This is a genomic window from Chryseobacterium endalhagicum (genome assembly GCF_016745235.1).
Classification (GTDB): domain Bacteria; phylum Bacteroidota; class Bacteroidia; order Flavobacteriales; family Weeksellaceae; genus Chryseobacterium; species Chryseobacterium endalhagicum.
The window spans coordinates 777,501-800,827 of the sequence record NZ_JAELVM010000002.1; the positions used below are offsets into that span (position 1 = coordinate 777,501).

At 39.0% G+C, this 23,327-nt stretch carries 18 protein-coding genes; 4 read left to right on the top strand and 14 right to left on the bottom strand.

Features of this window, described 5'->3' with window-relative positions; translation table 11 throughout:
* Positions 1-224 precede the first annotated feature (224 nt).
* Positions 225-3,092 (top strand): carboxypeptidase-like regulatory domain-containing protein, encoded by a 2,868-nt coding sequence (locus JET18_RS13835; protein WP_202091976.1) that lies wholly within the window; start codon positions 225-227, stop codon positions 3,090-3,092.
* A 31-nt stretch (positions 3,093-3,123) separates the two neighbouring features.
* Positions 3,124-4,437 (top strand): DUF5689 domain-containing protein, encoded by a 1,314-nt coding sequence (locus JET18_RS13840; protein WP_202091978.1) that lies wholly within the window; start codon positions 3,124-3,126, stop codon positions 4,435-4,437.
* 296 nt (positions 4,438-4,733) lie between these two features.
* Here JET18_RS13840 and JET18_RS13845 read toward each other — a convergent pair whose 3' ends face one another.
* The 5 genes from JET18_RS13845 to JET18_RS13865 form a co-directional block, all read right to left on the bottom strand.
* On the bottom strand, positions 4,734-5,204 hold the full coding sequence (locus tag JET18_RS13845) for a DUF6702 family protein (RefSeq protein WP_228728552.1): 471 nt from the start codon (positions 5,202-5,204) through the stop codon (positions 4,734-4,736).
* Between the two features lie 58 nt (positions 5,205-5,262).
* Positions 5,263-6,015, bottom strand: coding sequence for an LOG family protein (locus JET18_RS13850; protein WP_202091982.1), 753 nt, complete (start codon positions 6,013-6,015; stop codon positions 5,263-5,265).
* 8 nt (positions 6,016-6,023) lie between these two features.
* Positions 6,024-6,737: a nucleotidyltransferase family protein gene (locus JET18_RS13855; protein WP_202091983.1), complete on the bottom strand. Its 714-nt coding sequence runs from the start codon at positions 6,735-6,737 to the stop codon at positions 6,024-6,026.
* A 78-nt stretch (positions 6,738-6,815) separates the two neighbouring features.
* Positions 6,816-7,232 carry a RapZ C-terminal domain-containing protein gene (locus JET18_RS13860; RefSeq protein ID WP_202091984.1) on the bottom strand — a complete coding sequence of 139 codons (417 nt, stop codon included), beginning with the start codon at positions 7,230-7,232 and terminating at the stop codon, positions 6,816-6,818.
* A gap of 140 nt (positions 7,233-7,372) precedes the next feature.
* Complete coding sequence (locus tag JET18_RS13865; RefSeq protein ID WP_202091985.1) at positions 7,373-8,392, bottom strand: aminoglycoside phosphotransferase family protein; 1,020 nt, start codon at positions 8,390-8,392, stop codon at positions 7,373-7,375.
* Between the two features lie 225 nt (positions 8,393-8,617).
* Here JET18_RS13865 and xrtF point away from each other — a divergent pair, with 225 nt between their 5' ends.
* Complete coding sequence (gene xrtF, locus JET18_RS13870; protein WP_202091986.1) at positions 8,618-9,148, top strand: exosortase family protein XrtF; 531 nt, start codon at positions 8,618-8,620, stop codon at positions 9,146-9,148.
* Entirely contained in the window at positions 9,135-9,569 is a 435-nt protein-coding gene (locus tag JET18_RS13875; RefSeq protein ID WP_202091988.1) for an exosortase F system-associated membrane protein, read from the top strand. Before xrtF ends, JET18_RS13875 begins: the two co-directional genes overlap by 14 nt.
* Positions 9,570-9,787: 218 nt before the next feature.
* Here the strand turns inward: JET18_RS13875 and JET18_RS13880 are convergent, their stop codons facing one another.
* The 9 genes from JET18_RS13880 to JET18_RS13920 all read right to left on the bottom strand — a co-directional run bounded on the left by JET18_RS13880 (position 9,788) and on the right by JET18_RS13920 (position 23,311).
* Positions 9,788-10,789 (bottom strand): cation diffusion facilitator family transporter, encoded by a 1,002-nt coding sequence (locus tag JET18_RS13880; protein WP_202091990.1) that lies wholly within the window; start codon positions 10,787-10,789, stop codon positions 9,788-9,790.
* A 53-nt stretch (positions 10,790-10,842) separates the two neighbouring features.
* Complete coding sequence (locus JET18_RS13885) at positions 10,843-11,835, bottom strand: aspartate-semialdehyde dehydrogenase (protein ID WP_202091997.1); 993 nt, start codon at positions 11,833-11,835, stop codon at positions 10,843-10,845.
* A 75-nt stretch (positions 11,836-11,910) separates the two neighbouring features.
* Entirely contained in the window at positions 11,911-12,342 is a 432-nt protein-coding gene (locus JET18_RS13890) for a hypothetical protein (RefSeq protein ID WP_202091999.1), read from the bottom strand.
* A 94-nt stretch (positions 12,343-12,436) separates the two neighbouring features.
* Entirely contained in the window at positions 12,437-15,112 is a 2,676-nt protein-coding gene (locus JET18_RS13895; RefSeq protein WP_202092001.1) for a TonB-dependent receptor, read from the bottom strand.
* Positions 15,113-15,321: 209 nt separating this feature from the next.
* Positions 15,322-16,182 carry a carboxylating nicotinate-nucleotide diphosphorylase gene (gene nadC, locus JET18_RS13900; RefSeq protein ID WP_202092002.1) on the bottom strand — a complete coding sequence of 287 codons (861 nt, stop codon included), beginning with the start codon at positions 16,180-16,182 and terminating at the stop codon, positions 15,322-15,324.
* Between the two features lie 12 nt (positions 16,183-16,194).
* Entirely contained in the window at positions 16,195-17,766 is a 1,572-nt protein-coding gene (nadB, locus tag JET18_RS13905; protein ID WP_202092003.1) for an L-aspartate oxidase, read from the bottom strand.
* A 31-nt stretch (positions 17,767-17,797) separates the two neighbouring features.
* Complete coding sequence (locus JET18_RS13910; protein ID WP_202092004.1) at positions 17,798-18,424, bottom strand: NAD(P)H-dependent oxidoreductase; 627 nt, start codon at positions 18,422-18,424, stop codon at positions 17,798-17,800.
* A gap of 129 nt (positions 18,425-18,553) precedes the next feature.
* Positions 18,554-20,815, bottom strand: a complete 2,262-nt coding sequence (locus JET18_RS13915) for a T9SS type B sorting domain-containing protein (RefSeq protein WP_202092005.1) — start codon at positions 20,813-20,815, stop codon at positions 18,554-18,556.
* Between the two features lie 243 nt (positions 20,816-21,058).
* Entirely contained in the window at positions 21,059-23,311 is a 2,253-nt protein-coding gene (locus JET18_RS13920; RefSeq protein ID WP_202092006.1) for a T9SS type B sorting domain-containing protein, read from the bottom strand.
* Positions 23,312-23,327: the final 16 nt, after the last annotated feature.

Sequence of the window (23,327 nt, forward strand, 5' to 3'; positions counted from 1 at the left end):
AAACGACAAATTTACCCCTTTTTTAATTCAAGCCATTTTAAATATTTGTAAATTTAAGACAATATAAAACAACTCTCTTACTTAATGAATCTTAAAAGAATGCAATGTTAAGAAAAAATAATGTTAAAAAAATTGGGAATTCCAAATTTTGATTAAATTTGTGCCCCCAACTTTTAAAACGTTGAAAATTAAGAAGAAAAGTATTAAAAAAAAATAATATACTCATGATTAAAAAATTATCATTGGTCTCTTTATTTACTTTACTTCCTGCTTCATTCTATTTCGCGCAGACTACTGTGTTTGCGTATCTTAAGGATGCCGAAGGAAAGCCTGTTGAAAGGGCAGAAGTAGATCTTAAAGGGAGTGAGAATGATGTAACGGCTGACAAAATTGGATACTTCCAGTTTGTAGACCTGCAGCCGGGCCATTATCAAATTATGATTACGAAACCAAACTTCGAAACCAAAATGATGGAGTTTGACGTAGCAGATGAGAAAAGAAAGGATTTAGGGACTATTACCCTATATTCTGCTCTTACGAACGCAGACCAGGGCTTGGCAATTATTGATAATGATGGTGATGATGAAGACAGCAACAGCGGTCAGGCATCAACTGTAGGTTTGCTGCAGTCCTCACAGGATATCTTCAGCAGAATTGCGGCGTTTGATTTAGGGTTTTACTGGTTCCGCCCTCGTGGAATCGATGGAAGATTTGGAGAAACTATGCTTAATGGTGTCTCTATGATCAAGTCTGATAATGGTAATGTTGATTTTGGTAATTGGGGCGGTCTGAATGAGATTACCAGATATCCGGAAATTGCATCCAACCATTCTCCGTCTGAGTACGCTTTTGGTGGAAACAGCTCTGTTGTTTACAAAAATACCAAAGCCAGTGAGTATAGAAAAGGATTCCAGTTTACCCAATCGCTTACCAACAGAAATTATAGAAACAGAACCTCTTTGCGTTATAGTTCAGGAATGAACAGTAAAGGATGGGCGTTTACTGTTATGGGAGCAAGAAGATGGGCTGAAGAAGGAATTCAGGAAGGAACTTTCTATGATGCTTATGGAACCTATTTAGGGATTGAGAAAAAGTTTAGTGACAAGCATACCATGACATTCAACTTTATAGGTGCGCCCTACAGAAGATCTACCTCCAGCCCAAGTACTCAGGAAGTATATAATTACAGAGGAGTGCATTATAATTCTTACTGGGGCTATCAGGACGGAGAACAGAGAAGTGAAAGGGTAAGAAAAGGTTTTCAGCCGATATTCCAGATTCAGGATTTCTGGAAAATAAACAAGAACTCTTCACTTTGGACTTCAGTCTCTTATCAATTCGGAAAAGATAAAGGATCCCGTTTGGATTGGCAGAATGTGCAGAATCCATCTCCTACCTATTATAGAAACCTTCCAAGTTATTATGATTCTTTAGATCCTAATGCATCAGTACAAAACGCTGATGGGTCTATGACTACGGCTCAGGATGCTTATAGAACATCTTTAGCGGCCTGGCAGTCGGGAGATCCTAATGTTACACAGCTGAATTGGGACAGATTATACAGAAGAAATATGCAGCAGCCTGCTGGCAACTATTATGGTCAGTTTGGAAAAAGAGCATTATATTATCTTGTGAACGATGTAAGTGATGATAAAATCTGGAATGCTGCTACTCACTTTATACACAATTTTAATGATACCACTAAGTTCTTACTCAACGTGTCTTATCAGAATTACCGTTCTGAACAGTATAGAGAGGTAAATGATCTTCTGGGTGCAGATTTTGTACTGAACCGAGATCCGTTTGCCGCTACAAATCAGCCTGGAAAATCTGGATTATTTAATGAAGGTGAAGAAAATGTAACTAAAAAAGTAGGCGATAGAATGGGCTACGAATACATTTTTAGAAGACAGGAAGTAAAAGTAAATCCGGGTGTGAAATTCTCAACGGGGGCTTTTGACGTATTTGTTTCTGCAATGGCAGGATATTCCTCTTCCAGCAGAGAAGGTTTATCAAGACATTATTTATATAAAGATTCTTATGGAAAAGGATCTGATTACAACTATTGGAACTACGGTCTGAAAGGACAGGCTATTTATAGGCTGAACGGAAGAAATTTCTTGGTATATAACGGAGCTTATTATTCTCAGGCACCTTATCTTGAAGATTTATTTATCAACCCGCGTGTAAATGGTTCCACAGCTCCTAATGTGAAGAACATGGTGGTCAATGCGAATGACCTTAGCTATGTTATTTCTACCCCTTTCTTAAAATTAAGATTAACAGGATATCTTGTTGATACAGATAATGAAACAACTGTTCAGAGATTCTTTGCCGATGGAATTCAGTTAAATAATTCCGATGACCAGGGTGATCAGACTATTGTTCAGAGTGCTTTCGTTACTCAGGTAATGACTGATGTGAAAAAAAGGAACATGGGATTGGAACTAGGTGTGGATTTAAAAGTACTTCCTACATTATCTCTCCAGGCTCTGGCGAGTTTAGGACAGTATACCTATAAAAATGATCCGACTACTTATTTCGCTTCTGATGCTACCGGAACTTTCTCAAACGGACTTTCTTACATCAATTTAGGAAAAGCCTATATCAATAATTACCGTCAGGGAGGAACACCACAGCAAGCCTTTTCATTAGGTTTCAGATACAATAACCCTAAATATTGGTGGGTAGGAGGTAACTGGAATTATTTTGATGAAAATTATCTTGATCCATCTGCTTTAATCAGAACAGAGAGTTTCATCCAGAATAATAATTCCGGTACACCATATTCTAATTTAACGGAGTCTGAACTTAGAAGAGTATTAGAACCTACAAGATTACCTTCTTCCTTCTTCCTTAATGTGAATGCAGGTAAATCATGGGTGATAGGTAAATATTATGTTCTGATTTCCGGTACCGTTAATAATATTTTAAATAACAGAAAATATATTACAGGAGGATTTGAGCAAACCAGAAATGCAAAATTCCCTGACTTCGTTCAGGATACGGACAGAGAATTTACCTTGTTTGGGCCTAAATACTGGTATACTCAGGGAAGATCTTATTTCGTAAATCTTCAATTTAGATTCTAATAACTACTAACTACAATTAAAATTATTTAAGATGAATAATATAAAGAAATACTTAAGTTTAGTAACGGGGATTGCATTTGCGGCAATTTCTATTACATCTTGTGTGCAGAAAGATGATTGGGAGACTCCGCCTATTAAATGTGAAAATAAATTTCCGGAACCTACGATCACAATGGCTGCTTTTAAAGCGCAGGCTCCTGCTTCAGGCTTCATTTATATCGGTACAGATCAGATTTTTGACGGATATGTGGTTTCCTCTGATGAAAGTGGAAATTTTTATAAAACGATTTCTTTCCAGGATAAACCTGAAAATCCAACTGCCGGGCTTCAGATTGAAGTGGACAGAGCAAGTAATTATGCAGATTTTCCGGTGGGGGCACACATTAGAATTAATGCCAAAGGTTTAAGACTGGGTCTGGACAGAGGAGCGGTAAAAATAGGTTCGGTGGATCCTATTTATCCTATCGGAAGAATTCCCGGAGCTTTAGTAAGCAGATATGTTGCTGGTGTTTGTAATGGCAGCGGACTTGATATTGCAACTTTAAAGCCGACAGAATTGGCTACCCTGAAAATAGCTCAGGACGAGAAATACATCAATACTTTAGTAAAAGTACCTAATGTACAGTTTTCAGCGGGAGAAATAGGGAAGAAATATATTGATTATGTGGCTGGGGCCGGTGTAGATACGGACAGAGGGATCGTAGATCAGGCTGGTAATGCAACCGTAATCAGAAACTCAGGATTTTCTACTTTTGGTTCTACATTAATTCCTGAAGGCAAAGGAGATCTTACTTTTGTGGTAAACCGTTACAATAGCTCATGGCAGATGCTGATCAGAAATCTTAAAGATGTAAACTTTACCGGAAAAAGATTCTTTTTCGAGGGCTTCGATGGAAATCTTGCAGATAACTGGGATGCTGTAAGTGTCGTGGGAGCGCAGGTTTGGAATATCCAGCAGTTTGGAAACCCAAAACCTTGTGTGGTAATGAATGGATTTGCAGGAACCAACCAAGTAAATGAAGACTGGTTGATTTCCAAGCCAATTTCTTTGAACGGATTTACTTCTGCCGTTTTATCTTTCGAAACAGACGTAAGGTATGCCGGAAATGTTCTTGAAGTTTTTGTAACAGATACTTATACAGGAGATCCTACCACAACGGCATGGACGCCTTTGTCAGCAACTATGGACCCAAACAATGCAGCATTCAATACCTGGACCAATTCAGGAGATATCAGTCTGAATGCTTTTGTAAACAAAAGTGTCCGTATTGCATTTAAATATACTTCTACAACAACAGGGGCTGCTACATGGGAGCTTGATAATGTAAAAGTTGTTGGTAACTAGTAATGATCAATACATCATATAATGGGCTGTCTTTTAAAGGCAGCCTTTTTTATGCAGAACTAATGAAGTGAACTTTGTGTGCCATGCTGAGCACATTATTGATCAATTAAAGGAAAAGCCAGTATTTGATGAGTATCCGGACGATTTTATTATAGATGAAATAGAATCAAATACTTTTTTGTAGACTTCCGGGTTTTAAAATAAAATGACTTTCATAAAGAATAGATTTTGTAATCAGAATAAAACAAAAAAAACCACCGCATCTGCAGTGGTTTATATTTTAAAAATTATTCTGTTTAGAACGAAACTTCATTCACTTCCTTGCCTCGCTGGAAATTCATTACTTTAAGGTTTCCTTTATAAGCAATACTTACCACGTTGCTCTGCTTAGGAAAAGCGCTTAAAAGAATCGTATTTTTAATCTTTAAGGTATTGATGTCCGACACTCCTCCGGTTTCAAAATATACCCATACCGTTTCTCCGCTTACCTGACTTCCGGTGAAGGTTATAGTTTTCGGAGAGCCATTGACATACACATCAAAATTATTATTTACATATTTTTTAACCTCTGCTTCAAATCCTGCTGTATTAGGATTGATTTTGATAGCATCAGAAATATGGTTGGTATTTATTTTTGTGGTAAACTTCAATGTCTTACTTCCATCTATATAATCCACTTTTGTCATTGAAGAGAAAAAGTCTACATACATAAAACTCATTAACACAAAAAATGTTAAAATTCCTGATATATATAAAAGTTTTTTCATCTTAATTAATAGATTTACAATCATACTTGCTTTATATAGGTCACAAATAATATGCCAATTAGAAATTTACATTCACAGAATACTTATCGTAAAATGCTTTAATGTGGGCAACTGCTTCATCAGCCGTATCTACCACACGGTATAAGTCAAGATCATCGTCTGCAATCATCCCTTCTTTTAACAGTGTTGCCTTGAACCAGTCCAGCAGTCCGCCCCAGAATTCACTTCCTACGAGAACAATAGGGAATTTGCCTATTTTATTGGTCTGGATAAGGGTCATCGCTTCCGTAAGTTCATCCAGGGTGCCGAAACCTCCCGGCATCACTACGAATCCCTGAGAATATTTTACAAACATTACTTTTCTCACGAAGAAGTAATCGAAGTTCATAGAATAAGATTTATTGATGTACGGGTTAAAATGCTGTTCAAACGGCAGATCAATATTCAGCCCGATAGATCTTCCCTGTGCATTGAAAGCGCCTTTATTTCCGGCTTCCATGATGCCTGGTCCGCCTCCGGTAATGATCCCGAAGCCCAGTTTGGTGATCTTTTCGGCAATCTCTACGGCCATTTCGTAATATTTACTGTCAGGCTTTAGTCTTGCAGAACCAAATATAGATACGCAAGGCCCTATTTTAGCCAGCTTTTCATAACCATCTACAAATTCAGCCATCACTTTGAAAACCATCCAGCTGTCTTTGGTAATGGTTTCGTCCCAGGTTTTCTGTCTGAGACTGTTGTGAAGCTTTGTTTCGTTAATATCAAGGGCAGGATTTACCAAACTTTCATCCCTTGTTCCATCCATTTCCATTGCAAAAATTATTTAAAATGTTTTTCGGCCTCTATTACGGATTCCGGTCTTCCCACATCTACCAGAATACTGTCGTGCACAAATCCGTGAATATGCTCAGTCTGCATCAGGTCCAGATATTCCTCCATAACAGAAAATTTGCCGGTTCTCTTTATTTTTTCAAAGATAACAGGGTTGATACAGTGAACGCCGCTGAAGGCAAGAGCTTTAAAGCCTTTATTAAATTCTGCGAGCCTCTGTTCTCCCGACTGTACATTAAGCCAGCCTCTCAAAACCAGATCATCATTGAACAAAAGTTTTCTTGAACTGTCTCTGTCTGAAACCGCTAAAGTAGCAAAATCTTTTATCTTTTGATGATATTCAACAAAGGCGTTGATATTGATATCCGTTAAAATATCAGCGTTCATGATCAGAAAATCTTCCCCGTGATCGAGGAACTTTCTAGCAAAAATCAAGCCGCCACCGGTTTCCAGCAGTTCATTGGTCTCATCCGAGATTTCAATGTTGCATCCGAAATTACTGTTTTTATTTAAAAATTCAACAATCTGATTTCCAAAATGATGGATATTGATCACAAAATCTTTTATTCCGAAGCTTTTCAGATAATTGATATTTCTTTCCAGAAGCGGTATGCCGTTCACTTTGGCCAGCGCTTTCGGATGATGGTCTGTAAACGGTTTCAGCCTTGTGCCTTTTCCGGCTGCGAAAATTAAAGCCTTCATATAGTATAGGTAATGAGTGATAAATAATGAGTAATTTCAGGAGTTGATGAATAAGTAAACCATATTACTTACTGCTCATTACCCATTGCTGATGTTCAGTTGGTGCTGTTCATCGTGGTGAAGGCTTATTTCTATACCTTCAGGATATTTTTCCTTGATGAATTGAGCAATTTTGATGGCAGAATATACAGATCTGTGCTGTCCTCCTGTACATCCGAAACTGATCTGAAGGTCTTCAAAGCCTCTTTCCAGATAGTTGTCGATGTTGATAGAGATAATGGATTTTACCAGTTCCAGGAACTTAGGCATCTCGGTATTGGTTTCAAGATATTCCTGAACGCCGATGTCATTTCCAGTCTGGGTCTTGTATTCTTCAATTCTTCCGGGATTCAAAATTCCTCTGCAGTCGAAGGTAAAGCCTCCGCCATTTCCTGAATGGTCCTTGGGAATGCCTCCTTTCTTATATGAAAAACTGTGTATGTCGATGTGTAGCATTGTTCTTTGTTTCTTTATTTGTTTTATTTAAACCATTAAGATTCTTTGGTTATGATATAAAAGCCTTCGACTCCGCTCAGGCTGACATTGCTAATACTATATGTTAATTTGTAAGTTGTCAGCCTGAGCGGAGTCGAAGGCTAACTTTTCAAGATAGTATTAATTTTAAGTTTCACGTCTTCTGAAGACAATTGCCCGATCACTTTTTTCAGTTCCGGATAATCCTCCATTTGTTCCCACGCTGCGGCAAATTCTGTGATATTCTTAATTCCTTTTTCCAGACTGGCCATAAAATGCTGCTTCCTTTGGATCAGACCTCTGAAGCCATATGCTCCCAGTACCTGCAGGAATCTCATCATCTGAACAGGTTTTACCGAATTTTTTAGTTGTTTTTTAATGTCTTCATTTTCAAATTGTCCGATATAGTATTCGAGCATTTCTTTTTTGAAATTTTCCGGAAAATCAGCTTTGGCCTGGAAAAGAAAGGAGATCACATCATACATCAGTGGACCTTTCATGGCAGACTGATAATCTATAAACGAAACTTTACGATCTTCATTCACCATAATGTTCCTTGCCTGGAAATCACGGATCATAATTCCTTTAGGTTCCAGGTTTTCAATGAGCACTGCGATTTGTTTGAATTCTTTAAGCAGTACAGATTTGCGGTATTCCAGTTCCAGGACATCAGCGACGAAGTTTTTGAAATAGTACAGATCATGAATCACAGGAAGTTCATCATAACATTCATATTCAAATGTTTTTGAGAAGTCAATTTTTCCCTGGGTTCCGATCTGAAGCTGGAAAAGTTGTTCCAGCGTTTGCTTTACCAATAATTGTACATCAGGAGACAGCCCATTTCGGGTAATAACTTCTGAAAGCGTTTCTGCTCCAAGGAATTCCTGCACATACATTTTCCTGTCATCTGAGACCGCAAAAATTTCAGGGGTATTCAGGCCCAGTTCAGAGAATATTTCAGAATAATAGAGAAAACTTTCGTTCTCGGGAATATTTTCATTGCTGGTGATAATGTATTTTCCTGAGTCGGTTTGTGCAAGGAAATTGACCCTCGCCGAACCGCTTTGAGCCAAAGTAATGAACTCAGAAGATTTTTCACCGAGATGTTTTTCAAAAAATCGTTTTGCGTTTTCGGAAGTCATAATATGAAAACAAATATACTAATTTTTTGAGTTGGAGGATTTTTGGGTTTCGGGGTACGGGATTCGGGGTGTGGGATCCGGGTTTGAGAGTTTCGGGGTTCGGGGTACGAGATGCAGGAGTCGGGGTTGTAGTAAGTCTTAAATCTGGTGTCTGAAATCTGACATCTAAAATCTAAATCAAACATTTCATACCATAAGTTTCAGCCTAATTTTTATCTTTGCATCATGCTAAAGGATTTTAAACCAGTTTTAAACATTTTGCTGAGGTTCATCGTGATCTATCTGGTGCTCCTTTTTGCGTATCAGTTTTACCTGAACGGAAGTAAGGCTGGCGGGTTGGATCCTTTTTCCAGACTGATTGCTGATCAGGTTGCTGCTATCCAGAAAGGGATTGGATATCCTACATTGCTGTATGATGATGTGAAAAATGAGCAGGTGTGGTTTTATGTAAAGAAAGTATATGTGGCAAGAATGGTGGAAGGCTGTAATGCTGTTTCTATAATGATCCTGTTTATCGCTTTTGTATTTGCATTTTATAAAGGAGCTAAAACATTTGCTTTTGCGCTGGCGGGCCTTGTTTTGCTGTATATTATAAACCTTCTCCGGATTATAGGCTTAAATATAGTGATGATAGATTATATGGACTATGGAAAAATGTTTCACGATTTTATTTTTCCGGCAGTAATCTATGGAACGGTGGTTGTTCTCTGGCTGGTCTGGATTAAATTCTTTGCTTTAAAAAATGAAAACTCTTAACTGGCTTCTCGTTATAGCAGGTATCTGCGGTCTTATCAGTATACGGATTCTGGAAGACAAAATTTTCTATGATCCCTTTCTGGGCTATTTCCATGAAGCGAATAAAAATATCGCATATCCGGCATTTGAATGGGGGAAATTAATAGCCAGCCATTTTTTCAGATTTATCCTGAATCTTATCTTTTCATGCCTGATTATTCAATGTCTTTTTAAAAACAGGCAATGGACGGTTCAGGGCGCCTTTTTAATTACAATTATCTTTATCATTACGTTCCCGATCTATCTTTACTGTATCTATGACCGGTTTGATATAGGCTATCTTTTTTCGTTTTATATGAGAAGGTTTGTGATCCAGCCACTGACCCTTCTTTTGATTGTTCCGATGTTTTATTACAGAAAGCAGTTGGAAAAAAATAAGTAAATTTTAGTGTCTGATAAAGTTCCGGGATGCGAGTTTCGTGGTCCGAACTGGCAACTAAGACACTGGTGGCTTCGGGAGCCTCAGCCGCCAGATATGAGTCGTTTATTAAATATTTTCAGATTCATCCCGGATTCTTGAAATTCGCACCCTAAAACCTGCACCTCGAAACTCTCAAACACACCCAGTATCTCGAACCCCGAACCTCGAGCCTCTCAAACCTAATCTGCGGTATGTTTATCCACACTCGTTACATTTTCCGGCGTCCACTGTACTCTTTTTACAAAATCTTTTTCGCGGACGGGGCAGTTCTGGATCTGGCAGACAGAGCACGATACAGGTTTGCAGTCATCCATATGGAAGTTAAATTCTACACTTCTCTTGGTGTTTTTGGCTAAAACGATGATCATTTTTTCCATTTCGTTATGAGCATCACGCAGGCTGTAATACCACGGCAGAGTAATATGGGCATCGATGTGAAGATTGGCTCCGAACTGCTGGATTTTCATATTGTGAACGTCTATCCATTCTGTTCTTCTGTTTTCTTCAAGAACCCTGATAATCTGGTTCAGAAGATCAGGATCCTGCTCATCCATAATGCCGCTTAAAGATTTTCTGACGATCTTATAACCTACAAAGATGATGTAGAGTCCAAAAACAAGGGCGACCACAGAATCCAGCCAGTAGATCTTAGTAAAGTAGACGATCACCAAACTGATCACCACACCTAATGTTGTCACCGTATCAGACTGCAGGTGTTTACCTGAAGAGACAAGGACCAGTGAGTTTTCTGCCTGACCTTTTTTGATGGAAATATAGCCCAGTAGATAATTAATCACAGCCGTTGCCGCAATAATCCAGATTCCAAGATCTATTTTACTCAGAGTCTTTCCTACGATAAGGCTGTTGACACCTTCATAGATGATCATAATCCCTGCAATGGCGATCAAGGCTCCTTCGATACCGGAAGTCACAAATTCCACTTTTCCGTGGCCGTAAGGGTGGTCGTCGTCTTTAGGTTTTGCAGCAAGATGAAGAGAGTAGAGGCCCATGAAGGCACTGATGACATTCACGATGCTTTCCATGGCATCAGAAAATACAGCATCGGAATTGGTGAGCTTCCAGGCAATGATTTTTCCGATGAATAAAATCACTCCGAAAGCTGCAATAAGCTTCTGAAACCCGATCTTGTCTTTAGGGGTAATGGTTTTTTTATTTTCCATAGTTTGATAAAAAAAAGAATCTCAATTCTGAGACTCTTTTTTATTTTGTTAGTTTAAACTAAGTTGTTGGCTGCTAAGTATTCTGCAATCTGTACAGCGTTCGTTGCGGCTCCTTTTCGCAGATTGTCTGCTACGATCCAGAGATTCAGCGTTTTGGGCTGTGAAAGATCCCGTCTTATCCTGCCGACGAAAACTTCGTCTTTACCTTCGGAGTACAGCGGCATTGGATATTCGTTGTTTTTTACGTTGTCCATTACTATTACGCCCGGGGTTTCGGATAGGATTTTTCTTACTTCATCAAGGTCAAACTCGTTTTCAAATTCAATATTCACGCTTTCTGAGTGTCCTCCCTGAACAGGCACTCTCACTGCAGTAGCGGTAAGATTGAAGGTATCGTCACCTAAAATTTTCTTAGGTTCTTTCATCAATTTAATCTCTTCTTTCGTGTAATCATCATCACTGAATACATCACAATGAGGAAGAGCGTTTTTGAAAATCTGATAAGGATATACTTTATCTACATTTTCATCTCCGTTTATTTCACCATTTAACTGATCCACGGCAGCTTTTCCTGTTCCCGTCACAGACTGGTATGTGGAAACAACCACTCTTTTCAGATCATATTTTTTGTTCAAAGGTCCTAAAACCATTACTAATTGAATAGTAGAACAGTTCGGGTTGGCAATGATCTTATCTTCTTTGGTCAGAACATTGGCATTGATTTCAGGAACCACCAATTTTTTGTCAGGATCCATTCTCCATGCTGAAGAATTGTCGATCACGGTAGTTCCGGCTGCTGCAAATAGAGGGGCAAATTCAAGAGAAGTAGATCCTCCGGCAGAGAAAATGGCAATATCCGGTTTGGCAGCTATAGCGTCTTTCATGCTTACAATCGTAAATTCTTCCTGTTTATACTTCACCTTCTTGCCTACAGATCTTTCGGATGCTACCGGAATTAATTCTGTTACAGGGAAGTTTCTCTCCTCCAAAACTTTAAGCATAACTTGTCCAACCATTCCTGTTGAACCGACTACAGCTACTTTCATTGATTTAATTAAAAATTTAAGGTTAAACTATTACAAAGTTATCAACTCATCATTGATACCTTGCCATTTTATTTTTTAAGCCCCAAAAACTTTCGTCCAAGGGAACGCGAATGCAAATAAACCTACCGCAATAAGACCCATGATCACAATTCCTAAAGAAATAGTATCATTGGATTTTACTTTTTTATTGATGATGGTCATCAATACGGCTGCGATCAACATAGAGAACGGGTGCTCCACATACTGGAATCTTAGATCAGCATTTTTCATTACAGATCCCATATCCAGGCCTTTTGTGAAATTAATCACCAACATAATGATCCCTATTAAAAACTGAACATGGAAAAAGATCATCGTAAAGAGTGTTATCTTCTTCAAAAATTTGTTCACTTTACCACTGAAGCCGAACATTGTCGCCAAAAGAGCAATAATAAATAATAAGGCCAAAAGAAGTTCGACATACGCGAATCCTCTGTGTGCACTAAGCAAAATCTTGTAAAAATCCATATTCAATTTTTTCTATTTTTCTAGACACAAATATAGCAAAAATCCCGGCGAAAAGCCGGGATAGATATTTATAAAATCTAATATTGTGATGTTATTAGAATCTGTAAGAAATAGATGCAGCCCATGTTCTTCCAAATCCGAAAAATACCTGGTTAGAAGAATCTAAACCTTTGTAGAAATTGGATGGATTGTTGATATAAGCATCATATTGCTGTTGAGCAGAAGACGTTACAACACCAGCTCCATTTTTGATATCTTTAAAATCACCAAGTTCTTTAACGTGGTTAGAAGATTTACCATCAGAAATATAAGTTGTATCTAGCAAGTTATAAACGTTACCTGTTACAATAAGTCTGTTTCCATTATTAAGATTAAATGTATAAGATAATCCTAAATCAAAAAGGTTATAGCTAGGCATTTTCAAAGCACCTTTCTCAGCTGCTTTAGGAATCACACCATTGTTGATAATGAAATTCTGGTCAATGTTAAATGTTCCGTACAAGTTATCTGCGTATCTCCAAGTACTAAATACGCTAAGGTTTTTAACTGGCTTTAATGTAAATCCTAAAGCAGCAGTAGTTTGTGCAGCATCAGCAACTTTAACTCCATCTAATGCAAGTTGTACTGAATTGCTGGTTGCGTTAGGAACATCTGTTAATGGAAGGTTGTTATCGTCAAATAACTCTCCTGTAGGATTATTTTTGTACTTCCAGTTACCAATTGATAGCATACCATTGAATTCTAAGTAATCTGTAACTTTATAGAATGCTTCAAATTCCATCCCCATGTGAACTTCCTGTACACCAAGTAAGTTTGCATAAGCTCTTGTCTGGTTATTAGGGTTTGATGGAGTAGGTGTTGGAATATTAATATTGGTTACTCTTTGGAATCTATCTTTCCAGGTAGTGTAATATAGGTTTACATTAGCTCTGAATGCAGAACTTCTGAATCCATATCCTAATTCTGCAGAAGCAATTTTTTCATTCTGAAGGTTAGAATTTAATACCTGTTGGTTATTAGGATATACAGCATAGTTATTAGGCTGCTTAGAGTAATAACCCATGTTAGCAAACACGTTATGCTGCTCGTTGATATTATAGTTAATACCAGCTTTTACGTTATATCCCCAAATTCCTTTAAATCCAGTTTTAGTATTAACTACTTGGTTCTGTTGTTTTGTAACACCATCCACAATCCAGTTGTCAATTCTCTGGAACTGCTGGTTGGAAAGTGATCCTTGTACGAAAGCAGAAATTGCATCATTAGAATACTCCAATTGTCCAAAAGTTCCAAGCCACAATACTTCTCCGTTAAAGTTTCTACTAGCGATTTGTGAATCATCCTTGATCGCTTTTACAAAAGGATTAGCAGAAGGCTTAGGATCGTAAGACTGTGTAACGGTATAATATGGTGCAGCGTTCAGGTTGCTGTTTTCACGATATTCCTTATTCCCCAGGAATCCTGAGATAACTCCAGGGTGGTATCCATAGTAATATCTACCGTCTAAACCTGCAGAGAAATTCCAGTTGGAATTGATTTTATGCTGGAAGTTGGTTAGGAAACCATACCAGTCGTGAGAGTTAATGTGTGATCTTCTTACAAGACCATTATTTCTTGTTGCTATACCTGGAGTTGGGTTAGCTGGAGCAGCTGTACCGGCAGCATTTGTAAAGTCCGCAATTGCAGTACCTTGATTCCATGCATAGATATCATCCCATCTGATTAAACCATCGGAATTTTTAAGTTTAGCACTGTTGATATTGTTACCATTGATGCTACCAAGGAAACCTGTTCCTCCACCTCTTCCCCAAGAAGCATATAATACAGTTGATAATTTAGATTTTTCTGAAATATTCCAATCCCAGTTAATAGATGCTACAGGCTTACTGTAGAAGTTAACAGATTGAGAATAAGTTTCTCCTTGAAGATATCCCCAGTTTGGGTTGTATCTTCTGTTTGGTTCTCCATCCTCACCATATTTAATATAGTCAGAAATTCTACTTTGGTAATTTTGCATGTGCCATTGTGGAGCACCTGTAAAAGTAAATTGGAAATCGTGTTTTTTATTTGGCTGGTAACCTAAAGCAAAATAATAGTTATATGATTCAAAATCAGTTCCGTCAACATACATTGCACCTGCCGTTCTTGACATTAAGAATGAAGTGGACCATCCGTTTGCTGATTTACCAGTGTTATATGAGAATAATGTCTTAAGGTATCCGTCATTACCAAGACCTACCGTAACATTTCCTTCTCTCTTTTTGTCTGCTGCTCTTGTCAATACGTTAATTGTACCTCCAATAGATGCAATAGCTAATTTAGAAGAACCTAAACCTCTTTGAACCTGCATTGCAGAAGTTACATCAGAAAGCCCCGCCCAGTTTGACCAATAAACAGCTCCGGATTCCATATCATTTACCGGTACACCGTTGATCATTACAGCAGTGTTGTTCATATCAAATCCACGAACGTTAACTCTACCGTCTCCAAATCCACCGCCGCCTTTAGTTGCATAAATAGATGGGGTAGTATTTAGGATTTCAGGAAATTCCTGATTTCCTAATCTTTCAACAATCTGAGCTTCTTTAATTGTTGAAACTGCTACCGGCGTTTTTCTATCTTTAGCGATATCGGCAACACCAGTTAATACAACTTGTTCAATGTCATTGGATGTTGTTTTCACTGTATCCTGAACTTGTTGAGCATAATAAACACTAGCTGTAGATAATGTAATTACTACGGATAGCATCGATTTGTTGATTAATTTCATAATCGTGAGTAATAGTTAGATTTAATTTTCTGCAAAATTCGCGAAATAAAATTTAACTAATATTAACTGTATGTTAATTTTTACTCAATCTTAATAAGATTTAACTTGTTGATTTTCAGTTTTATAAACAAAAATTGAATTTTCACATGAAGAAAATCATATTATTGAGTTTTTAACAAACAGGGGCTGTTTTTATTAAAAATACAACGCTATTTCACGGCTTTGAGACTCAAATCGATATTTTCTGCCGAGTGGGTAAGGGCTCCTGCAGAGATGTAGGTGACGCCGGTTGCGGCAATTTCCTTTAACATATCTCGGGTAATTCCGCCTGAAGCTTCAGACTCACATGAGCCGTTAATCATTTCAACAGCCTGCTTCATCATACTGACATTCATATTGTCCAGCATGATTCTGTCTACTTTTGCTTTGATGGCTTCTTTAACTTCTTCCAGGTTTCTGGTTTCAACCTCGATCTTTAGTTTCTTTTTATTCTTTTTAACGTAATCTTTTGCCATTTTTACGGCATTCGTAATACTTCCATTATAATCGATATGATTATCTTTTAGCATGATCATGTCATACAAACCGTATCTGTGGTTCGTTCCGCCGCCTATGGCAACAGCCCATTTTTCACATACTCTGAAATTAGGAGTAGTTTTTCGCGTATCTAAAAGTTTGGTCTTGCTTCCTACCAGTCGGGAATCCCAGTCGTAGGTAAGGGTCGCGATACCGCTCATTCTCTGCATGCAGTTCAGGATAAGCCGTTCTGTGGAAAGAATAGATCTTGCACTTCCGGTTACGGTTAAAGCTACATCGCCCACTTTCGCTGCTGCTCCGTCTTTGATGAAAACTTCAACTTTCAGATTTTTATCGAAAGTTTTAAAAATAATTTCAGCCAGCTCAACACCTGCCAGAATACAGTCCTGTTTTACCAGAAGCTTAGCACTCTGCTTCAGATCAGCGGGAATCGTAGAAAGGGTAGAGTGGTCACCATCCTGAATGTCTTCTTCCAGGGCGTTTTTGATGAATGTTTTTAATGCTTTATCTGTAGCGTAGCTTGGTCTTTTCATTTTTAAATGCTTTTAGGCTAGATCTTTATTATAGAATGCACCCTTGTTTACCGTCATTTCCATAGACTGGGTAATGATGAGGTGGGCAACGGTTGTCAGGTTTCTCAGTTCAGAGAGCTGAGGAGAAAGAATGGAGTAGTGGTAAATTTCATCAACAGCTGCTGCAATTTCCTGGTGTTTCTGAAGAGCCATATTCAAACGTCTGTTGCTTCGGACAATACCTACCAGGTCGCTCATCATTTCCTGAAGCTGCTTTCTGAGGTAGCTCACAATCACCATTTCATCCATGATCTTCATTCCTTCTTCATTCCATTCCGGAACGGCTTTCAGGTCATCGAAGTTGAAATTATTTTCATTGAGAAGAGCGACGGTTTTTATCGCGGCATTGTGTCCGAAAACCAAACCTTCGAGTAAGGAATTGGAGGCAAGCCTGTTCGCGCCATGCAGTCCGGAATTGGTACATTCTCCCACCGCAAAAAGGTTTTTAATGGAAGACTGTCCGTCCCTGTCTACTTCTATACCGCCCATTAAATAATGGCAGGCCGGTACTATGGGAATAAGCTGGGTAAAAGGATCAATTCCTTCTTCTTTACATTTTTTATAAATATTCGGGAAATGTTCCAGGAATCTTTCCTGGTCCATATCGCGGCAGTCAAGTCCGGCATACTCGTCTCCGGAAATTTTCATTTCATTGTCGATGGCTCTGGCTACAATATCCCTTGAGGCTAATTCTTCACGCTCATCATATTTATGCATGAATTTTTCACCTTTCTTGGTTCTTAATTTAGCACCGTCTCCACGAACGGCTTCGGAAATCAGGAAAAGCATTCCGTTAATCTTACTGTATAATGCAGTGGGATGGAACTGGTAGTACTGCATATTGGAAACCTTGCCTTTTGCACGGGCTACGAAAGCAATTCCGTCTCCGGTAGCAATGGTAGGATTGGTTGTATTCTTATAAACATGGCCTGCGCCGCCTGTAGCCACTAATGTTATTTTGGAGGTGATCTTTTTAATCGTTTTAGATTTTTCATCTAAGATATAAGCGCCGTAGCAATTGATTTCGCCCTGGCTTACTTCTTTCCCCGGAACATGGTGCTGGGTGATGATATCAATCACATAATGATGGTCAAGAATCTCGATATTCGGGCTGCTGTTGGCTGTTTCAAGAAGGGCTCTTTCGATTTCGAATCCTGTAATGTCTTTGTGGTGAACAATTCTGTTTTCAGTATGTCCGCCTTCTCTTCCTAAAGCGAATTCTCCGTTTTTCATATCGAAATTGGCTCCCCATTCTACTATCTCATTGAATCTTGTAGGGGCTTCCCTTACCACCATTTCTACTACATCGCGTTTGTTTTCTCCGTCTCCGGCGCGCATGGTATCTTCGATATGCTTTTCGAAATTATCGTTTTTAAAGTCGGTGACCACGGCCAGTCCGCCCTGTGCATATTTAGTATTGCTTTCGTCTTCGTCAGATTTTGTTACGATGATGATTTTGGCATCAGGGAGCTGTTCAGAAACTTTAATGGCATAGGAAAGTCCCGAAATGCCGGAACCAATTACTAATACATCCGCTTTTATCATAGGCTTGGTTTAGGTACGACTGTTTAAATAATTAAATAAATTTAAACAATTTTTCGTTTGGTTTTCTTACTTTTTTCATGTGTTGAAAAGCATCCTCCTCAGAACGGTAGCCTAAAGCCAGTGTTACCGTTACTTTCTCTGTGTCAGGATTGATGCTGAGGATCTCTTCGATGAGGTCCTGCCGGAAGCCTTCCATAGGGCAGGAGTCTATACTTTCAATAGCAGCAGCATACATCATATTGGCCAGTACGATATAGGATTGTTTTTCTGCCCAGTTAAAAATTTCCTCCTGTGTTTTTTGAGTGATGTGCTGATTAATGCTTTTTTTGAAAAGATCAAGCTTCTCAAGAGGCGTTTCCCTTACTTCGGAAATATGATTAAAGTAACCGTGAATATAATTATCCTCGATGGTTTTCTTCGAAATAATAACGATAAGGTGCGAGCACGTGGAAATCTGGGATGGATTATAGAAAGCCGGAATTAATTTCTGTTTCATTTCCTCACTTTCCACCACCAGAATTTTGTACGGCTGAAGTCCAAGCGAACTCGCAGACAGCTTTCCTGACTCAAGGATGTTGTGCAGAGTGTCCTGAGGAATAATCTCGTGATTAAATTTTTTCACAGAATATCTTCTGCTTAAAGCTTCCAAATAATTCATAGGACAAATTTAAGAATTGAATGCGAATAAAGTGTGTTTATAATGAAATATCTCCCATAATGCAAAGCAAAAAAAGATCACTCCAAATTTGGAGTGATCCCGGTATTAAAAAAAATAATCAATTTAAATTTATTCTCGGTTCTTCACCATGATCCAGCCTGAGAACTTGATAGGGGTATTCTTGCTGTTGTTCTCATTCCATGTGATAGAATACCAGTAGTTTCCTGTAGGAACTTTTCTGCTTCCGTTCGCGGTGCCATCCCAGGTATACTTGTTGGATTTGTCGGCCTGGAACAGTTTGTATCCATATCTGTCGAAGATTCCGATTTCCAGATTCTGTTTATTGGCAAGCGCTGAATAATCAATAGCATCATTTACGCCGTCCCCGTTCGGAGTGATCACATTGATCAGATTAGGAACAGTGATGTTGATTTGAATAGGCTCACAATCGTAGCTGTCTTTTACATATACTTTAGCCTCTCCTCTGGCAACATTAGGGAATATGTTAGAATCCTGCCACTGTACATTATCCATTGAATACTGGTAAGGCGGCGTTCCTCCGTTGACAAAAACAGTTACGGTGCTTCCTGAAATGTCAATGCTGGTCACTACCGGCTGTTCCGAAGCATATACTTTTACCGTCTGCAGTGCAATACAGTCTCCGGTTTTCAGTTTCACCCAGTAAGTGCCTACACCTACATTGTTGATCGCCTGTGTTGTTGCTCCCGTGCTCCATTCGTAACCGTTGAAACCAGGCCCGGCATCCAATGTGGTTTTGTCCTCAATACAGATGATTTTGTCTTGAAGTACGCTGGAAAGGACAGGCGCCATTACAGTAAGCGTCACTTTTGCAATGGAATAACAGCCCTGCGCATTGAACACTTTTACATATACAACTCCGCTTGGGGCTTCGTAAGTAAGGAAATTCAGAATTTCATTCGTTCCGTTGATCGCATCTGTCAGTGATTTGTAATATTTTTTAGTTGCTCCCGTTACCGTGGTTACTGCAGCATTGCTCAGATTGAATGAACCTAAGGAATGATTGCTTTCAAGGAAACAGGATCTTAGAGAAGCATCAGTGACTACAACGACAGGGTGGTGGTTCAGGGTAACTTTTGCTATGCTTATACATCCCTGAGGAGTGGTTACTTCTGCAAATAATACGGCTGCTCCTGAAGCATACGCTGTAGGGTTAGGAATCTGGTTGATTCCTGCATTCAGGTCTGCCATGGTGTTATAGAACTTATAAGTACAGCCCGGCACTGTTGTCAGAGCAGCAGTGGTAAGATCAAATGTTGCCGTACCCGCATTATTGTTATTACATCCCGTAAGTGTAGCGTCCGTCGCAGCAAATGGTGTAGGATTCAGCTGTATGACACCGTCTCCGTTATCGCAGAGTGTGGAAGTTGGATCTTTAATTACCACTTTAATGGTCGTATTCCCTGAATAGACAAAGCTGGCAGGGTTGGCAATCGGTGTTGAACTTCCCAGCACATAATAAGTGAATAAATAGTTGGCCGGATTATTAACGAACTGGTTATTGAAAGATGTTAAATCCACAGTTCCTGTACCCGTTGTAGGGTTGGTACATACAAATGGAGTAACGGTAGCGTTTAGAATAGGAACTTTATCCACAAAAACTCTTACATTCTTGATCGAGTGTCTTGCACTTGCCCCTCCGGTAGCTGCCGAAAACCCGAAATATCCCTGAGACATTCCGATAGCTGCTCCAGATGGAGCGAATGACTGGTCTGCAATAAGCACCCCGTCAATTCTTATTTTAATAATCCAGTTGGTAGGATTGGTAAGATCGGTTTCTCCGTTTACTTCTACATGTTTATAAAGAGGTCCTACGAAAGGCTGTGAACCGTTAAGATCCGGAGAGTGAAATGTACTTCCCGGGGTCATATTGTATTCAATATTGTTTCCGGCGGTATTATTGGTTCCGTAAAGAACATGTACTTTACTCATCTGGCCTTCGGTGGTATTGTTGAAGATGTCAAATCCTACCATAAGCCCGGATGCATTCCCTGGAATTCCAAGTCCGCCTCCGGAAACGAATCCAGTAGGAGGATTGGCAAGGTACCAGAACGTAAAGCCGTCTCCTCTTCCGAACTGCGTAGTTCCGTTACCATCAATTCTAAAATCAAATTCTACTTTCCATTTGTCACAATAGCTTAATGTGATGGGAGTAGCCAGTTTTATGGCACCGTACAAACCGGTGTTATCTGTGGTAAGACGAATGAAATCATTATCCACGGCTGCATTGGAAACAAGGTCCCAGCCTGTGGTATTTACAGGGTTTCCCAAAAGCTGATAAGTCTGGGAAAACAGCTGCCCTGAAAAGCCGAATAAAAAAGTTAAACAATAAATGAGTAGTTTTTTTTTCATGAATGAAGGGGTTTGTGGTTATCGATATAAATATATTTATTTTGATTCAGGTTATATAATGAATAATTGTCAATTGTTTAGTTTAAATTGTCAATTTCAAATTGTTTTTTAATGATTAGTATTAATTGTTGAAAATGATTATAATTTTTTCTTGTATTGAATAAAAAAATCAATTGTTATTCTTCTTTTGATTGATATTATTAAAAAAATCACTCCATTTTTGGAGTGATTTTTAGTGAGAAGTTAGTCTCTGTTTTTTACCAATACCCATCCGGAATATTTTGTGGCGGTATTGTTTTTATCGTTTTCATTCCATGAGATAGAATACCAGTAGGTTCCTGTCAGGATTTTTTTGCCTGAAGCAGTTCCGTCCCATGTGAAGTTTCTCATTTTGTTGGCCTCATACAGTTTGTTACCGTATCTGTCGTACACTATAAACACAAGATTTTTCTTGTAAGCCAATGCAGAATAATCAATGAAGTCATTCACGTTGTCTCCGTTAGGGGTAATTGCATTGATCAGATTTGGAACCGTGATTTGTACTTCAACAGGCGTACAGTTGTAAAAATCTTTAACATATACTTTATGCTCTCCTCTGCTAAGTCCTGTGAATGTATTTGAATCCTGCCAGTCGGTTCCGTTCAGGGAGTATCTGTACGGTGGTGTACCTCCGGAAACATTTACGGTTACTGTAGTATTATTAATGTCAATACTTGTAACCACAGGATTGGCGGACGCGATAACTTTTACCAGCTGTGTCGTAATACAGTCCCCTGTCTTTAATTTTACCCAGTATAGTCCCACGCCAACGTTCTGGATAGAAGAAGTTGTAGCTCCTGTGATCCATTCGTAGCCGTCAAAGCCCGGGCCTGCATCAAGATTGGTGATTCCGTCAATACATACTATTTTGTCTTTTAAAACTGATGAATATACAGGCGGCAGTACCACAAGATTTACTTTAGCGATGGCAAAACAGCCATTGGAATCGGTTACCTTTACATAGATGGCAGTGCTTACCGACATGTATTGGGAAGGATTTACAATTTCATTGGTTCCGCTTAATGCATCAGCAGTGCTTAGATAATATTTTTTTGTAAACCCGCTGGTAAGGGTAGTCACGTTCGCAGTCGTAAGATCAAATACCGCATTGCTGATATTATCCTGAATAAAGCATGATCTCAGCGTATCGTCTCTTACCGGAGTTTCAGGGAAGAATGTCAGGGTAATTTTTGCTGTACCCGTACATCCTAGTGGAGTGGTCACTTTTACATATACAATTCCGGGAACAGAAGTGTAGGCAGCAGGATTCGTGATTTCGTTGGTGCCTGCATTCAGGTCATCCAATGTTTTGTAATATTTTTTTGTGGCACCCAGTACATCCGTTACATTCGCGGAATTAAGGTTGAATACCCCTTTCCCCAGTTTATTGTTATTACAGGTTGTTAAAGTTTTATCCAGAAGGGTAAGCGGAGCCAGTACAAGCTGTATCTTGCCGTCCGGGTTATCACATAATATGCCTGCATTATCCTTTACAATAACTGTTACCGTGGTATTTGCATTGAACTGGAAGGCTGTAGGATTGGCAATTGGTGTTCCTCCCTGAACATAGGTGAATGTATAATTTGAAGGTGTAGCTACAAACTGAGAATTGAACGTCGTTAAATTCACTGTTGCAAATCCTGTGGTAGGATTCGGACAGAAAGATTGCGTTGCTGTAGGCTGTAAAATAGGTACTTTATCCGTATAGATTTTTACATTTTTAATGGAATGTCTTGATCTTGCACCTCCCGTAGAAGATGAAAACCCAAAATATCCTACAGTCATTGCCGCTGATGTTCCGGATGGAGCAAAAGACTGATTGCAGATTAAAGTACCGTCAAGTGTTATTTTTACAATCCAGTTGGCAGGATTGGCTGGGTCAATTTCTGCTGTTACTTCAACGTGTTTATAGGTAGTTCCCTGAAAAGGTTGAGTAGTATTCAGATCGGGTGAATGGAAAGAAGACCCCGGAACATTGAAGAATTCTACATTATTGTTGTCTGTTGTATTGGGTACCTGTCCGTAAGCAACATGTACCTTGCTCATTGTATTGGAGGTCGTATTGTTGTAAGTGTCGAATCCTACAATAAAACCAACCGCATTCTGGGAAACCCCAATACCTGAACCTAATACACTGGCTACTGGCGGATTGGCCAGATACCAGAATGCGATCCCATCTCCGTTGTAATTTTGGTTGGAATCCATCCTGAAATCAAATTCAACCCTCCATTTATTGCAATATTTTAAATTTATCGGGTCATTCAGTCTGATAGAGCCGGATTTGTCGTTGGAATCCGGGGTAAGCTGAATAAAATCACCCATAACCTGAGCAGGAGAGACCATAGTCCATCCTGTAGTATTAACCGGATTTCCGGTGAGCTGATAAGTCTGAGAAAACATTCCTCCCGACAGAAAAATCAGAAAGAAAGAAATATAAGACAATAAATATTTATTCATTGAATTGGGATTACTT